General features: G+C 33.2%; 13 protein-coding genes and 1 tRNA gene. 10 read left to right on the top strand and 4 right to left on the bottom strand.

Annotated elements, in window-relative coordinates; all coding sequences use genetic code 11:
• The first annotated feature begins 25 nt into the window (after positions 1-25).
• Positions 26-694 (top strand): head GIN domain-containing protein, encoded by a 669-nt coding sequence (locus tag ACN1CN_RS05820; protein ID WP_264525822.1) that lies wholly within the window; start codon positions 26-28, stop codon positions 692-694.
• Between the two features lie 14 nt (positions 695-708).
• Positions 709-1,386, top strand: a complete 678-nt coding sequence (locus ACN1CN_RS05815) for a LysE family translocator (RefSeq protein ID WP_419134970.1) — start codon at positions 709-711, stop codon at positions 1,384-1,386.
• Positions 1,387-1,673: 287 nt separating this feature from the next.
• Here ACN1CN_RS05815 and ACN1CN_RS05810 read toward each other — a convergent pair.
• Both ACN1CN_RS05810 and folB read right to left on the bottom strand, forming a co-directional pair.
• Positions 1,674-1,744 (bottom strand) — tRNA-Cys (locus ACN1CN_RS05810).
• A gap of 94 nt (positions 1,745-1,838) precedes the next feature.
• Entirely contained in the window at positions 1,839-2,198 is a 360-nt protein-coding gene (gene folB / locus ACN1CN_RS05805) for a dihydroneopterin aldolase (protein ID WP_264525820.1), read from the bottom strand.
• A gap of 126 nt (positions 2,199-2,324) precedes the next feature.
• Between folB and ACN1CN_RS05800 the strand changes: the two genes are divergently transcribed.
• The 5 genes from ACN1CN_RS05800 (at position 2,325) to ACN1CN_RS05780 (ending at position 7,324) form a co-directional block, all read left to right on the top strand.
• Positions 2,325-4,442, top strand: coding sequence for a glutamine--tRNA ligase/YqeY domain fusion protein (locus tag ACN1CN_RS05800; RefSeq protein ID WP_419134969.1), 2,118 nt, complete (start codon positions 2,325-2,327; stop codon positions 4,440-4,442).
• Between the two features lie 1,249 nt (positions 4,443-5,691).
• Positions 5,692-6,171 carry a hypothetical protein gene (locus ACN1CN_RS05795; RefSeq protein ID WP_419134968.1) on the top strand — a complete coding sequence of 160 codons (480 nt, stop codon included), beginning with the start codon at positions 5,692-5,694 and terminating at the stop codon, positions 6,169-6,171.
• Between the two features lie 90 nt (positions 6,172-6,261).
• The gene (locus ACN1CN_RS05790; protein WP_264525817.1) at positions 6,262-6,588 is read left to right on the top strand and encodes a YtxH domain-containing protein; all 327 of its coding nucleotides are present in this window, start codon (positions 6,262-6,264) and stop codon (positions 6,586-6,588) included.
• Between the two features lie 128 nt (positions 6,589-6,716).
• Positions 6,717-7,067, top strand: a complete 351-nt coding sequence (locus tag ACN1CN_RS05785) for a competence protein (RefSeq protein ID WP_264525816.1) — start codon at positions 6,717-6,719, stop codon at positions 7,065-7,067.
• Positions 7,068-7,069: 2 nt separating this feature from the next.
• Entirely contained in the window at positions 7,070-7,324 is a 255-nt protein-coding gene (locus ACN1CN_RS05780; RefSeq protein WP_419134967.1) for a DUF6327 family protein, read from the top strand.
• A gap of 28 nt (positions 7,325-7,352) precedes the next feature.
• Here the strand turns inward: ACN1CN_RS05780 and ACN1CN_RS05775 are convergent, their stop codons facing one another.
• Entirely contained in the window at positions 7,353-8,336 is a 984-nt protein-coding gene (locus tag ACN1CN_RS05775) for an SPFH domain-containing protein (RefSeq protein ID WP_173964532.1), read from the bottom strand.
• Positions 8,337-8,469: 133 nt separating this feature from the next.
• Positions 8,470-9,975, bottom strand: a complete 1,506-nt coding sequence (gene gltX, locus ACN1CN_RS05770) for a glutamate--tRNA ligase (RefSeq protein WP_419134966.1) — start codon at positions 9,973-9,975, stop codon at positions 8,470-8,472.
• Positions 9,976-10,137: 162 nt separating this feature from the next.
• Here gltX and ACN1CN_RS05765 point away from each other — a divergent pair, with 162 nt between their 5' ends.
• The 3 genes from ACN1CN_RS05765 (at position 10,138) to mnmG (ending at position 16,221) form a co-directional block, all read left to right on the top strand.
• Complete coding sequence (locus ACN1CN_RS05765; protein ID WP_419134965.1) at positions 10,138-13,524, top strand: hypothetical protein; 3,387 nt, start codon at positions 10,138-10,140, stop codon at positions 13,522-13,524.
• Positions 13,521-13,940, top strand: a complete 420-nt coding sequence (ybeY, locus tag ACN1CN_RS05760; RefSeq protein ID WP_419134964.1) for an rRNA maturation RNase YbeY — start codon at positions 13,521-13,523, stop codon at positions 13,938-13,940. The genes ACN1CN_RS05765 and ybeY overlap by 4 nt, the downstream gene beginning before the upstream one ends.
• 409 nt (positions 13,941-14,349) lie before the next feature.
• Positions 14,350-16,221, top strand: a complete 1,872-nt coding sequence (mnmG, locus tag ACN1CN_RS05755) for a tRNA uridine-5-carboxymethylaminomethyl(34) synthesis enzyme MnmG (RefSeq protein WP_419134963.1) — start codon at positions 14,350-14,352, stop codon at positions 16,219-16,221.
• The last annotated feature ends 231 nt before the right edge of the window (positions 16,222-16,452 follow it).

The raw sequence follows: 16,452 nt of genomic DNA, 5'->3' as shown, positions 1-16,452 counted from the left end.
GAAGTTTAATTAAAAAAATAAAAGTATGAAAAAGTTAATAATTGGAGCTGCAATTTTATTTGTTCAGATGTCTTTTGGTCAGGTTACCAAAGAATTAGGTGATTTTGATTCCGTTAAAGTATTCGATAAGTTAAGTGTAAAATTGGTTCAGTCTTCAGAGAACAAGATTGTGATTAAAGGAGCAAGAGAATCAGAAGTTGAAGTTGTTAACAAAAAAGGTTTATTAAAACTAAGAATGCCTTTTCCTAAGCTATTATCAGGAAATGATTTGGATATTACCGTATATTACAAACGTTTAGAGCTTATAGATGTTAATGAAGGAGCTAATGTAACCAGCAAAGATGCTATAAAAGCGACAGTATTTAAAGTAAGTGCACAAGAAGGCGGAACTATTACTGCTGAATTGAATGTTGATAAACTAAATGTAAGTTCAGTTTCCGGTGGTTCTATCACTTTAACTGGTAAGGCAGATAATCAGGATGCAAGTCTAGGAGCTGGTGGTTATTTGCTGGCAAGTAAATTAAAGACCTCACAAACGAAAGTAAGCGTTTCTGCGGGAGGAAAAGCAGATGTAAATGCTTCAACCCTTGTTGATGCAAAAGTGAGCGCAGGAGGCTCTATTTACATTTATGGAAAACCGAAACAAATTAATCAAAAAACGGTTTTTGGAGGTAAAATCGAAGAAGTAAAATAAGAAATTGTATTTGAATGATAAATGATATTTTGGCTGGACTGCCATGGGGACTTTTTTTAAGTTTTATGGTAGGTCCGGTATTTTTTATACTATTGGAAACCAGTATTACAAAAGGATTCAGAGCTGCAATAGTTTTTGATCTTGGTGTCGTATTAGGTGATATTTTCTTTATTGCAATTGCCTATTTAGGAAGTTACAGACTGATTCAGAGTTTAAAAGATAAACCTGCCCTTTTTATTTTTGGTGGAATTATTATGCTCGCTTATGGTATAATTTCTTTCGTTAGACTAAGGAAAGAAGAAAAGATTAACGACGAGGAAATTGATCGCGATATTATTAAAAGAAACTATGGAAGTTTATTTGTAAAAGGCTTTTTACTCAACATTATTAACATTGGGGTACTTGGTTTCTGGTTAGCGGTTATTATTTCGGTTGGTCCAAAATTAGAAATGCAGAATTCGAGAATGTTTACCTTTTTTACTTCGGTGATCATTACGTATTTATTGGTAGACTGTCTTAAGATATTATTAGCCAAACAATTAAAATCAAAAATGACACCTACTAACATCCTCAAAATAAAGAAAGGAATTAGTATTGTTTTAATGGTTTTTGGAGTAGCTTTAATGATCCAGGGATGGTTTCCGAAAGAAAAAGAAATGGTTAAAAACGCTTTCGAGAAGATTGAAAAGTAGTTGTTAATAACTCTAAAATATACTATAAAGCCTCTGAATTTCAGAGGCTTTTTTTATATATTAAACCCGACAGGTTTTTAAAACCTGTCGGGTTTGCTAATTGTTAACAACGTTATTTTGCGCAAAGTTTGTCATTTCGACCGAAGGGAGAAATCACATTAGAGACTCCGCAAACTTTGTAGACAATCTTTGTCGATTAACTAGTGTGATTTCTCGTTCCTCGAAATGACAAGATTGTGTATAATTTAATGCATAAAAAAACCTCTAAATTTCTTTAGAGGTTTTTGAGGCATCGTCCGGATTCGAACCGGAGTAGGAGCTTTTGCAGAGCCCAGCCTAGCCGCTCGGCCACGACGCCATTACTTGAACGGATGGCAAAAGTAACTAAAATCTTTAAAATTCAAAAGTTTCAAAGTAACTATTTTAAAAAATTAGTTCTTTTTAAGAAAAAATTATTTTCTGATTTCCGTCATTTTTATAGTAACTGTTTCAACATCACCACCAATAGGAGGATTTATTTTAGAAACCCAAACGGTCGTTTTTTCTATCATTTCTATCTCCGAAAGTACACGAATATTGATTCTTTTGGCAACATGCTCTAATAAATGAGATCGAATTGCCATTTCTTCGGTTACAATTTTGTTCAAATGTACATAATCAACAGTGTCTAATAAATGATCTGTTTCTGCTGATTTTTGTAAATTGGTTTTAATTTTTAGATCGACAGTGTAATCAGATCCAATTTTTCCTTCTTCAATCAAACATCCATGGTATGAAAAAGTACGAATGTTTTTTAATTTTATAACTCCCATTTTTAACTTTAGTTTCAGGTTTTATGTTCCAAGTTGCACGTTTACTGATAAGTTTCTAAAGAAAACTGTAAACTGTAAACCGAAAACTGTAAACTTTTTTATCTTTGCTAAAATTACTATAAAATAATGGCATCAGAAGAGAAATCACTCAATTTTATTGAACAAATCATAGAAGAAGATTTAAAATCAGGTCTTTCTAAAACTAAACTTCATTTTCGTTTTCCACCAGAACCAAACGGTTATTTGCACATTGGACATGCAAGTTCTATTGCATTAAATTTTGGTTTGGGAATTGATTATCAGTCACCTGTAAATTTACGTTTTGACGATACAAATCCGGAGAAAGAAGAGCAGGAGTTTGTTGATGCTATTAAAAAAGATGTGGAGTGGTTAGGATATACCTGGTCAGAAGAACGTTATGCTTCAGATTATTTTCAGCAACTATACGATTGGGCCGTTTTATTGATTAAAAAAGATAAAGCCTATGTAGACAGCCAGTCTTCAGAAGATATGGCCATTCAAAAAGGAACTCCATCCACTACAGGAACGGATAGTCCTTACAGAAACCGTTCGGTTGAAGAGAACCTGGATTTGTTTGAAAGAATGAAAAACGGTGAATTTGAGGCTGGTACACACATACTTCGTGCTAAAATTGACATGAAATCGACCAATATGCTTATGCGTGATCCTATCATGTACAGAATTTTACACAAACATCATCATAGAACAGGTGATGGTTGGAAAATTTATCCAATGTACGATTGGGCTCACGGACAAAGTGATTATTTAGAAGGCATTTCACACTCATTTTGTACACTTGAATTCTTGCCACATCGTGATTTATACGACTGGTTTTTAGATCAGATTTTAGAAAAAAATAAACTACGTCCGAAGCAGAGAGAATTTGCAAGACGTAATCTATCACATACGGTTGTAAGTAAAAGAAAATTACAGCAACTGGTTAAGGAAAAGCATGTTAACGGTTGGGATGATCCGAGAATGTCAACTATTTCGGGATTAAGAAGACGTGGTTATACAGCTGCTTCATTGCGTAATTTTGCTAATACAATTGGTATTGCAAAACGTGATAACCTGATTAGTGTATCTGTTTTAGAGTTCTGTATTCGTGAAGATTTAAATAAGATTGCACCTCGTGTTATGGCGGTTTTAGATCCTGTAAAATTGGTAATTACAAACTACCCTGAAGGAAAAGAGGAGTGGTTAGAAGCCGAGAACAATCAGGAAGATGAGAATGCCGGTTTCAGAAAAGTACCTTTTTCAAGAGAATTATATATCGAAAGAGAAGACTTTTTAGAAGAAGCTCCAGCTAAATTTTTCCGTCTGACTTTAGGTAAAGAAGTACGTCTTAAAAATGCTTATATCATTAAAGGAGAAAGTGTTATAAAAGATGCTGATGGAAATATTATTGAAATTCATGTAACTTATGATACCGATTCTTTAAGCGGAAGCGGTACCGAAGCAAGTCAGCGAAAAGTATCAGGAACCTTACATTGGGTTTCTATTCAGCATGCTATTGAAGCTGAAGTTCGCATGTACGATCGTTTGTTTACAGACGAAGCTCCGGACAGTTATAAAGAGAAAAATTTCTTAGATTTTGTCAATCCAAATTCATTAGAAACTATCACAGGATTTGTTGAACCAAGCCTGGCAACAGCTCAAAATGAAGATAAATTTCAGTTTCAACGCTTGGGTTATTTTACTGTTGATAAAGATTCAACTCCTTCAAAACTAGTGTTTAACAAAACAGTTGGACTAAAAGATGCCTGGGAAGAAAAGGGTAAAAAAGAAGAAAACAGTATCAATAATTCTTTGAAAGATATTAATAAATATTTTAAAGTTGAGACAAAAGCTGAGCGTATTGCGATTGAAAGTGCAATAGGGGAGAGCATCAAAAATGTTTCTAGTTTTTCTTTATTGCAAAATTCTTTAAAGAAGAATATCAACAATAATAAGGGTTCACTGTTGTTTGCTCAGTTTATTTTGAAATATTCAAGTCTGAAATCTGTTGATTTTGAAGAAGAGGATATTAAAAAATTATACACCATGTCACTTCGTAGCGAATCTACTTATGTGAGATCTAAAGCACTTTTAAATTTAAGAGATTTAGAAAATGACAGTTTGAGAAATCAGTTTGAGGAAGATATTTTAAAATTACATTCAAATCCGCCGAAAAATGCTTCGGAGAGAGAAATTGAAATTCTTACCGAGATGATTAAAAAATAATATAATTACAATCTATTGAAAGCGCTTTTTACAAGCGCTTTTTTTATTATTTAGATTTTCTATTGATATTGAAAAAAGTATAATTTTTAGAGATTAAAAACGACCTTCATAAATTAGATTTAAGCTAAAAATTTAATTCTTCCTACTCATTAATCATCTTTTGAAAAACAGTTAAAAATCGAGCTTTATTTTAATTTTGACCTTTTTTTTGGTTTGATTTTACTCTTATCGATAACAGATTGTTTGTAAAACTAAGAATTCGATCAGTTTTGTAAAATTGGAGCCAAAATTTGAATTCAATTTGAGATTTTCAGTGAAAAGGAATAGGGGGAAATTTATTATTAGTTTTAGTTATTGTTATTTTTAAAACTAAGTATTTTATTTATTATTTATATAATCTATTGTTTTTTGAAAAATAATAGATGTTTTATTTAAAAAACGACCTTCATAAATTAGATTTAAGCTAAAAATTTAATTCTCCCGACTCATTAATCATCTTTTGAAAAATAGTTAAAAATGAGGCTTTATTTTAACTTTGGTCTTTATTCTAGCGTAGTTTTGACCTTATTAACAACAGTTTGTTTATAAAATTGGGAGATACATCCGTTTTGTATATTCAGACCAAAATTTTGATTCAATTGTAGATTTTTTCGAGACATGAACCTATAAATTTAAGAATCAATTTTAGTTATTAAAATTGTATTTTTTGATTATATAACTTATTATTTGTAAAAACTATTATATTTTAAATATATATAGATTGTTTATATTTAAAACAGCTTTCATAATTTAGTTCTAAGACGTTTTTTTATTTCTTCCATCTCCTAACTCATTTATTGAATAATCGTTGATTTTGGGTCTTTATTTTAATTTTTGACCTTATTTTTCTCAGTTTAACGGGTTATTAACACGCAATTGTTTATAAAGTTCGTATTTTTATGCAAATGTCAAATAGAAGAAGTTTTTTCGATAATTTGAAATCATAGTTGGGAATCGAAATTGAGTTGGGCTAAAGTTTAAAAATGACTCATTTTTTATTTTAGTTTTAATTCTAAACACGAATTCGTATCAGTTATTTTATATTCAAATTTTTATTGTGACTTGATTTTGATAATACATCAGTGTATCAGTATTTTTTCAAAGTGATTTCATAATGGTAAATAACATAGAATTATTTTTACTGATAGTTTCAAATTTTGATCTTTATTTTTTGACTGCAAAAATTTAAGAATTTAAAGTTTATCTACTTATGAAAAATATCATTATTACACTATCGTTTTTATTTGCAAATATTGCAATAGGGCAGACCCATCAAATTACAAAACACAATGGTGAACAACTGGATGTTAATTTTATCAAACAGGAAAATGATTTAATTTATTATGCATTCAACGGAAGTTCGGAAGAACATGAAATTAGCAAGTATGCTGTTTCACAGTTAACCAACAAACAAACAAAAGAATCAAAAAAAGTATCTGATAAAGTGGTAGTAGATTCTAAATCAGATTACAAATTGGTTACCGTTTTACCTCAGGAAAAAACAGTTGGTTTGAAACAGGTAGCTAATTTCACGGGTGTCTCAACAAAGACAAAAGGAGAATCGCCAATCGCTAATAAAAATCAAACTGCAATGAGAGTAAAATCAAAGCTAGCTTCAAGTGGATATCCGTTTGTCAGCATTGTTGAAAAAGCAGATGGAAAGTATGAAGCTGTAGCTTATGTGTATTAAATTTAGTGTTAACTTTTATTAAATAACCTCAAGTCAGTATTTTATAAATTAAAAAAAGAGTACCTTTATTAATCATTTAAACGAAATATTATGTCAAAGAACTTAAATACTGTAGCAGCAATTTTAGGTGCTGCGGCCGCTGGTGCAGCGATTGGAATTTTATTTGCTCCCGACAAAGGATCTAAAACCCGTGCTAAACTTAAAGAAGGTTTAGATGATGCAGCGCATAATTTGAAAGATTCACTTTCAGCAAGTTCTGAGGTATTGCGTGACAAATTTTCACATGCGAAAGAAAATTTAGATGGAACCTATGGTGAATTGCTTTCAAATATGAGTTATAAAACAGAAGAAGTAATTAGTTTTTTAGAAGCTAAACTGGCTGATTTAAAAGCACACAACGCTAAACTTCAGAAATAATAATCCAGGAAGCACAAAGCTTAGTATGATTTTATTGATTGTTTTGGTTATTTTATTCTTTAGAATAATCAAATTGCAATTTTTAAATCATGAGTTTTGTGCTTCTTTTTTTAATTAAAATTACAATTATGGCTTTTGAAGAATTAAAAGAAAATACTGAAAACATTCAGGATCAGGCTAAAATTTATCTCGATAGTCATTTGGCCTACTATAAACTTTGGGGTTTTAAGGTTGCAATGAAGTCGACCACCTTAATTTTTAAATTTACTTTGATCTTACTATGTGTTGGAATGGTATTACTTTTTGGATCTGTTGCGGCAGCTTTCGCTTTTAGTAATCTGTTCGGAAGTTATGCTTTGGGATTTCTAACGGTAGGAGGGTTGTATCTTGTGGCTACGATATTGCTTTTCTTTGTAAAAGATAAGTTTGTAGAAGGACCAATTTTGGAGAAATTTTCAGAAATATTTTTTAATGATTAATTATGGAGACAAAAAAATACTCATCATATGCGGAAATCGAAAGAGATTTAGAAATTCTGAAACTGGAGAAAGAGATCAATTATCAAAAAATGGTATTGAGTTTTCAAAAAACGAAAGAGTCTATAACACCGCAAAGTATAGTGAACGGAGTTTTTTCTTCTTATAAAGAATACTTTTTCAGTTCCTATCCACAAATTTTACAATCAATTTTACCCTATATTATCAATTGGTTTATAAAGAAAAAAAGAGGCAAATAAGCCTCTTTTTTAATATAGTATAATTTAGTTATTTTACTTCCGGTTGAATATCATCTTCGTAACCAGATTGTTGTGGTTCGATCGGTTTTGGTTTTACAATTTTCTTATTGTTTTTCTTCATCATTTCACCAACCTGATTAGATGCCGTGAAAGAAGCAACCATATTGTTCAGCATATCACTTCCGGCCTGTGGAGAGTTTGGTAACAGGATTAAGTTGGAGTTGGCATCGGCACCAATCGCTTGTAGTGTATCATAATGCTGTGTAACCACAATTAGGGCAGAGGCTTCCTGAGAATTAATTCCAACATTGTTCAAAACTTCAACACTTTCTACAAGACCTCTGGCAATTTCACGACGCTGATCTGCAATACCCTGACCTTGTAAACGTTTACTTTCGGCTTCGGCTTTTGCTTTAGCAACAATTCTGATTCTGGAACTTTCTGCTTCAAACTCGGCAGCAGTTTTTTCTCTGTCAGCTGCATTAATTCTGTTCATTGCATTTTTTACTTGAATGTCTGGGTCAATATCAGTAACCAACGTATTGATAATGTCATAACCATAAGTAGTCATTGCTTCATTTAATTCTCTTTTTACCGCAATGGCAATATCATCTTTTCTTTCAAAAACATCATCCAGTTTTAACTTAGGAACTTCGGCACGAACGACATCAAATACATAAGCAGTAATCTGATCGTGTGGATATTCCAGTTTATAAAAAGCATCATATACTTTTTCTTGGATAACTTTAAACTGAACCGAAACTTTCATTTTGATAAAAACATTGTCTTTCGTTTTGGTTTCGATGATAACATCCAACTGTTGAATTTTTAGATTTACACGTCCCGCCAAGCGATCAACCAACGGAATTTTTAATTGCAAACCTGAATTTCTGACACTCAAAAATTTACCGAATCTTTCTATAATAACCGAAGATTGTTGTTTGACAGTAAAAAAAGAGGACATCAGTATAAAGAATGCCAGGACTAAAATGATAATAAATGCTGTGTTCATGGTGATATTGATTTAGTTTTTGATGCTGTAAATTACGAATATTCTTCCAATTTAAATTTTTAAAACATTAAAAAAACGCTAAGTACATTTGTTTTATGTTACTTAGCGTTTTTGTATTTAATTAGAATTCTGTTTATAAAGCTGTAATTGTATTTTGAATTCTCGAAATCGTTTCTTCTTTTCCAATGATCTCAACAATATCAAATAGGTGAGGGCCTTTCAAAGCACCAACCAAACTCAAACGGAAAGGCTGCATTACTTTACCCATTCCAATTTCATTTTTAGTTAACCAATCTTTTACGATAGTTTCAATATTGGCAGAAGTAAAATCTTCTATATTTTCAAGAACCGAAATTAATTCCTGCATCAAAGCTGGTGTTTCTTCTTTCCAGTTTTTACTTGCTTTTTCATCATAAGATGTTGGTGCCTGGAAAAAGAAATCAGTTAAATCCCAAAATTCTGATACGAAGTGTGCACGTTCTTTTATAGAAGAAACAATTCTTGTCAGATCAAATTTAGAAACATCAATACCTTTTTCAGTTAGAATAGGAGAGAAGTCTTTCGCTAAATCATCATCATTTTGTTTGATAAGATACTGATGATTGAACCATTTGTTTTTCTCAGGATCAAATTTTGCTCCTGATTTATGAACTCTGTTTAAGTCAAAAGCTTCAACCAATTCTTCTAGTGAAAATAATTCTTTGTCAGTTCCGTCATTCCAGCCTAACAAGGCAAGGAAGTTTACAACTGCTTCCGGGAAAAATCCTTTTTCTCTGTAACCGGAAGAAATGCCTTCTTCTGTTTTCCATTCTAACGGGAATACAGGAAATCCTAATTTATCACCATCTCTTTTTGATAATTTACCGTTTCCAACTGGTTTTAAAATCAAAGGTAAATGTGCAAATTCAGGTGCATCCCAACCAAAAGCTCTGTACAATAAAACGTGAAGGGGCATCGATGGCAACCATTCCTCACCACGAATTACGTGTGAAGTTTCCATCAAATGATCATCAACAATATTGGCTAAATGGTAAGTAGGCATACCATCACTTTTAAACAATACTTTGTCATCCAATAAACTGGTTTCAAATTTTACATCACCACGGATAATATCTTTCAAATGTAAAGTTTCATCAACCGGAGTTTTAAAACGAATTACATAATGTTCTCCATTAGCGATTCTTTGAGCAACTTCTTCAGCAGAAATGACCAATGAAGTATCTAGTTTTTCACGAATAGTATGATTGTAAATAAATGTTTTTCCTTCAGCTTCTTGTTCTTTTCTCAAAGCATCAAGAGCTTCCGGAGTATCAAATGCGTAATATGCCCATCCAGAATTGATCAGTTGATTGGCATAAGTTTGGTACAATTCCTTACGATCACTTTGTCTGTACGGACCAAATTTTTCGTTTTTCCCTACAGTTTCTTCAGGAGCAATTCCTAACCATTCCAGTGCTTCCATAATATAAGCTTCTGCACCGGGAACAAAACGGGTTTGATCAGTATCTTCAATTCTTAAATAAAAAACACCATTATTTTTTTTTGCAAATAAATAATTGAATAGGGCAGTACGCACTCCGCCAATATGTAGTGGTCCTGTTGGACTTGGTGCAAAACGCACACGAACTTGCTTTGACATTTGTTTAAATTTTGATGCAAAGATACGACTCTAATTAGATAATTAGAAAATGACTTTAATTGTGATAATGACTTATTTGTAATACAATTGACTAATTATCGAATTGATCATTATATCATTAAAATTAGTACTTTTATAGGTTATAAATAAAACAGATTCACATTGAAAACAACATCTGCTATATACCAAAAGCTAGAAGCATTTATAAAAAAATATTATACAAACGAATTGATAAAAGGAGGACTTCTTTTTATTGGTTTCGGATTGTTGTATTTTCTTTTTACACTTTTCATCGAGTATTTCCTATGGTTAAAACCATTTGGAAGAACGGTATTGTTTTGGTTATTTATAGGAGTGGAGGTTTTTCTTTTGTTTCGGTTTATTTTATTCCCGGTTTTTAAGTTGTTCAAACTTCAAAAAGGAATAGATTACAATCAGGCTTCGGCTATTATTGGAAATCATTTTACAGAAGTAAGTGATAAACTAACTAATTTTTTGCAGTTGTCAGCCTCCGAAAGTTCGGCTGAAAGTTCAGAATTAATGTTGGCTTCTATAGAGCAAAAAGCCAATTCTTTACAGCCAATTCCTTTTGGGAATGCCATCAATTTTACAACCAATAAAAAGTATTTACCATTGGCAATCGTTCCGGTTTTGCTTTTTGTGGTGTTTTATATTTCTGGGAACAGCAGTGTTATTTCGCAAAGTTTAAATAGAGTAGTACACTTTAATGCTACCTTTTTGCCACCGGCACCTTTTAAGTTTGTGGTTCTGAATCAGAATTTGCAAACTGAACAGAACAAAGATTTCGTTATCAAAATGGAATCTGTTGGAAAGGTAGTTCCGGAGAATGTGATGATTCATATTGGTAATGAAAGTTATTTTATGGAATCATCTCAACCAGGAAAGTTCGAATTCAAAATTGAAAAACCAGTAGAAAATGTTTCCTTTTCTTTTGAAGGAAATTCAGTTTCATCAGAGGAGTATGAGTTAAAAGTTATAACAGTACCGTCAACTGCTAACTTCGAAATGGTTCTTAATTTCCCATCTTATTTAAAAAGGAAATCAGAAACTATTCAAGGAACGGGTAATGCAATTTTACCTGAAGGAACTTTAGTGACCTGGAAAATGAAAACACAATCCACTCAGGAGATTGTTTGGAAGGACGAAAACTCAGTTTTTAAGTTTAATAAGGCAGATAACGAGTTTAAATTGGCTAAAAACATCAGTCAAAATACAGAATATCAAATTCTTACCTCAAATAATAAGGTCAAAAACTACGAAAAATTAGATTATCAGCTATCAGTTATCAAAGATCAGCACCCAACAATCAATGTTGCACCTGCTCCGGATAGTTTAAAGTTAGATAAAAACTATGTTTTAGGAAGGTTAGGAGATGATTACGGATTGTCTAAATTACAGGTTGTTTATTACGAACGAAACAAACCAAACACTGCCAAGCGTGGAACAATACCAGTGAAGTCTGGAGTATTTGATCAGTTTGTTTTTAATTTTCCAAGCAATCTGGCAGTGCAGGAAGGAGTAGCTTACGAATACTATTTTGAAGTTTTTGATAATGATGTGCCTCATGGATTCAAGAGTACAAAGTCTTCTGTGTTCTCAGATCGTGTTTCAACTACGGATGAAATTCATGATTTGGAATTGCAACAACAGAATGCAAACATTAATAGTTTAGAGAAGTCTTTAAAAAATCAAACCAAGCAGTTTTCTGAAATGGATAAAATTCAGAAAGCAGGAAAAGAAAAAGATAATTTAGAGTTTAAAGATCAGCAAAAAGTAAATGATTTTATCAAACGTCAGAAGCAACAAGACGAATTGATGAAGCAGTTTACAGAAAAAATGAATAAGAATTTAGAGAAATTTCAATCGGATAAAAAAGACAAAACAGCTGAAGATTTACAAAAGAGACTCGATAATGCAGAGAAGGATTTGGAAAAGAATCAGAAGTTAATGGATGAATTGAAGAATCTAAATGATAAGTTGAATAGTGAAGATTTGTTTGATAAAATGGAAAAATTCAAACAGATCAGTAAGAACCAATCTCGTAATTTGGAGCAATTGGTAGAATTAACCAAACGCTTTTATGTGTCTAAAAAAGCAGAACAGGTTGCTGAAAAATTGAACAAACTTGCAGACAAACAAGAGCAACTTTCAAATAAAGACAAAGAGAATACACAGGATAAGCAGGAAGATATCAATAAAGATTTTGATAAAATTCAGGAAGATTTAAAGGATCTGAAAGAAGAAAATAAAACATTAAAAGCTCCATTAGATATTCCATCTGACGCTTCGAAAGAAAAAGATGTGAAGAATGATTTGCAAAAAGCTTCTGAGGAGTTGGGTAAAAAGAATTCATCTTCGGCCAAACCAAAACAGAAGAGTGCTGCTAAGAAAATGAAAAGCATGGCTGAACAAATGGATGCCGGTATGGAGGGTGGAGAACAGGAGCAAATGGAAGAGGATGTTGCCATGTTACGTCAGATTCTGGATAACCTTTTAGCGTATTCTTTATCTCAGGAAGATGTGATGAAACAGTTTAGAACGATGAAATTGGGATCTTCTGCTTATACCAAGAACATTAAAGTACAGCAAAATTTGAAACAGCAGTTCCGTTATGTCGATGATAGTTTGTTTGCTTTGTCACTTCGTAACCCAAAAGTGGCAGAAGATGTAACCAAGGAAATAGGTAATGTACAGTACAATATTGATAAAGCGATCGAAAGTTTAAGCGATGTTCAGGTTCCGAAAGGAGTATCCCATCAGCAGTATGCCGTTTCTTCTGCTAATAAGTTAGCCGATTTTTTAAGTGATTTATTAAACAACATGCAGATGTCTATGTCAAAACCGGGATCGGGAAAACCAAAACCAGGTGACGGACAAGGAATGCAATTACCGGATATTATTCAAAAGCAAAAAGGTTTGGGTGATAAGATGAAAGCGGGTATGCAGTCTGGTAATAAACCGGGAGAGAAACCTGGTGATAAACCGGGAGAAGGAAAAAGTGGTGATGGAAAAGAAGGGCAGGGTAAAGACGGTCAGAGTAAAAATGGAAGTGGTAAAAGCGGTCAGGGAAATAAGAGCGGTGGAAAAGGAAATGAAAATAAAGAGGGTGATGATGGAGAGGGAGATGCCGAAGCGATCATGGAAATTTATAAAGAGCAAGTAAAGTTGCGTGAAGCTTTGCAAAAAGAACTAGCAAAAAAAGGATTAGATTCTCAAGGGAAGTCGGTAATAGATCAAATGAAAGCTTCTGAAAAGCAACTTTTGAATAAAGGTTTTAAGAATGAGAACTTGCAACGTATTCTTAATATCCAGCAAGAATTGCTAAAATTGAACAATGCAGTTCAGCAGCAGGGGCAAGACACGAAGCGTCAATCTGAAACTAATAAAGCTGAATTTTCTAATAGAGCAAATGCATTACCGAGCTCATTATTGGAATATTTAAACAGTGTAGAGATATTAAACAGACAATCACTACCTTTGCGCTCGAATTTTAATCAAAAGGTTCAAGAATATTTTAATACAAAATGATCAATTTTAATTACGAAACCGAATTTACTTTAGACAACGAACAAGCCTTTTCTGATTGGTTAAGTGCAGTAATCGTTTCTGAAAATAAGAACGAAGGAGAGATAAATTATATTTTTTGTGACGATGAATATCTTCATAAGATAAATGTAGAATATCTGGATCACGACACACTAACAGATATAATCAGTTTTGATTACACTGTTGGAAACGAACTTAACGGAGATATATTCGTTTCTGTTGAAAGAGTGGAGGACAACGCTAAAGATTTTAATGTATCTTTTGAAGAAGAATTAAAGCGAGTTTTAGCTCACGGTATATTACATTATTGTGGTTACAAAGACAAGAGTGATGCAGAAGCCGAGTTAATGCGTTCTAAAGAAGATGAAAAAATGGCGATGTTTCACGTGGAACAGTAGCTTAAATTCTTTTTATTGAATTTGTTTTTATGTGTTCCACGTGAAACAAAGCAAAAAGAAAGAAAGAATAATTAAAAGTGTTTCACGTGGAACACATGAAAGATTAAGTAGGTTTTGGTGTTTCGGATAGTGAATAAATGTTTCACGTGGAACAGAAAGAATGCTGATCTTGGAAAGTTTTTAATTGTTTCACGTGAAACAATGGACTTAGATAGTGTGAGGTTTTGTAGAAGTAAAGCGTTAAGGAGTGAGTGGTTTTTTTTAGTTTGTGACTGGAAACCTGAAACCTGAAACCTGAAACTTGAAACTTGAAGCTTGAAATAAAACAGAAGTTCCACGTGGAACAAAAGAATGTAAAAATTAATTCTGAGGACCGCCTTAAACGGTTTCCAGAGAATAGTAAAAAGAAATGTTTTTAGAAGAATACGATGTTATTGTAGTCGGTGCTGGTCATGCAGGTTCTGAGGCCGCGGCAGCGGCAGCAAATTTGGGATCCAAAACTTTATTGGTGACCATGAGTTTGCAGAACATTGCACAGATGTCTTGTAATCCGGCTATGGGTGGAATTGCAAAAGGACAGATTGTGCGTGAAATTGATGCGTTGGGCGGATACTCAGGAATTGTTTCTGACCGAACTGCAATTCAGTTTAAGATGTTGAATAAATCGAAGGGACCAGCAATGTGGTCTCCGAGAGTTCAGAGTGATCGAATGCGTTTTGCTGAGGAATGGAGAATGATGTTGGAGGGAACTCCAAATTTGGATTTCTACCAGGAGATGGTCAAAGGTTTGATTATTGAGAATGGAAAGATAAAAGGAATCAAAACTTCGTTGGGAGTTGAGATCCGATCTAAATCGGTTGTGTTGACAAACGGAACTTTTTTAAACGGTTTGATTCATATTGGAGAAAAACAGTTTGGTGGAGGTAGAGCTGGTGAAAGTGCTGCAACAGGAATTACTGAAGATTTAGTTCAGGCAGGATTTGAAGCAGGAAGAATGAAAACAGGAACGCCACCACGAGTTGATGGACGTTCGTTGGATTATTCGAAAATGAACGAAGAAAAAGGAGATGCAAAGCCGGATAAGTTTTCTTATTCTGATTTGACAACTCCGTTAACGCATCAGCGCTCTTGTTACATGACGTACACGTCATTGGATGTTCATGATATTTTGAGAGAAGGTTTTGATCGTTCGCCAATGTTTAACGGAAGGATCAAAAGTCTTGGCCCAAGATATTGCCCTTCGATAGAAGATAAAATTAATCGTTTTGCAGATAAGGAACGTCACCAATTATTTGTGGAGCCGGAAGGGTGGAATACCTGCGAAGTTTATGTAAATGGATTTTCGACTTCACTTCCGGAGGATATTCAATTTAAAGCATTGCGTTCTGTAGCTGGTTTTGAAAATGTGAAATTCTTCCGTCCGGGTTATGCAATCGAATATGATTATTTCCCGCCAACGCAATTGAAACATACTTTGGAAACAAAGTTGGTTGAAGGTTTATATTTTGCCGGACAAATTAACGGAACAACAGGATATGAAGAAGCGGCTTCTCAAGGTTTGATGGCTGGAATAAATGCGCATTTGAAAGTACATGAAAAAGCGCCGTTGATTTTGAAACGTGATGAAGCTTATATTGGAGTTTTGATTGACGACTTGATTACGAAAGGAACGGAAGAACCTTATCGTATGTTTACATCAAGAGCAGAGTACAGAACTTTGTTGCGTCAGGATAATGCCGATTTTAGATTAACACCAATGTCACACGAAATTGGTCTTGCTTCTGAAAAGCGTTTGCGCCGAATGGAAAAGAAATTAAGTGAGTCTGAAAAGATGGTTGCTTTTTTTAGAGAGACAAGTGTTTCGGTTGCCGAAACAAATCCGATTTTGGAAGCTAAGGAAACAGCTCCGATTACACAGGGAGATAAAATGTTTAAAGTTTTCTCTCGTCCGCAAATTGACTTGGAGGATATGCTTAAGTTTGAAAAAGTGAAAGCCTATATTGAAGAGAATGATTTGGATCAGGAAATTTTAGAGCAGGCCGAAATACAGGTTAAATATTCCGGGTATATAGAAAAGGAAAGAAATAATGCGGATAAGCTTACTCGCTTGGAAGAAGTGAAAATTCCGGAAAATTTCGATTATGATAAAATAAAGTCAATGTCAATTGAAGCGAAGCAGAAGTTGAGCAAGATTCGTCCTGTAACAATTTCTCAGGCTTCAAGAATAAGCGGAGTTTCTCCTAGCGATATTTCGGTTTTGTTGATTTACATGGGAAGATAAAAATTTAGAGACGCACAGCTAGTGCGTCTTTATTTGTTTCAGGTTTTCTTTGTTTGAAGTTTCAAGTTTTCTTTGTTTCAGGTTTGAAGTTTGACATTTTTCGATAGCAGAAAAGAGTGGTAGAAGATCTAAGAAAGGAAAATATAAAAATAAAAGAAATTTGTTCCACGTGAAACTACTTTGCGAAAGCCTGATGTTATTGAAGAAAGTAAAAAAAACAATTCTAAAAAA

The sequence above is a fragment of the Flavobacterium sp. T12S277 genome (assembly GCF_048514875.1).
Classification (GTDB): domain Bacteria; phylum Bacteroidota; class Bacteroidia; order Flavobacteriales; family Flavobacteriaceae; genus Flavobacterium.
The sequence above is the reverse complement of the archived record's forward strand: the minus strand, read 5'-3'. Positions and strand labels throughout refer to the sequence as shown.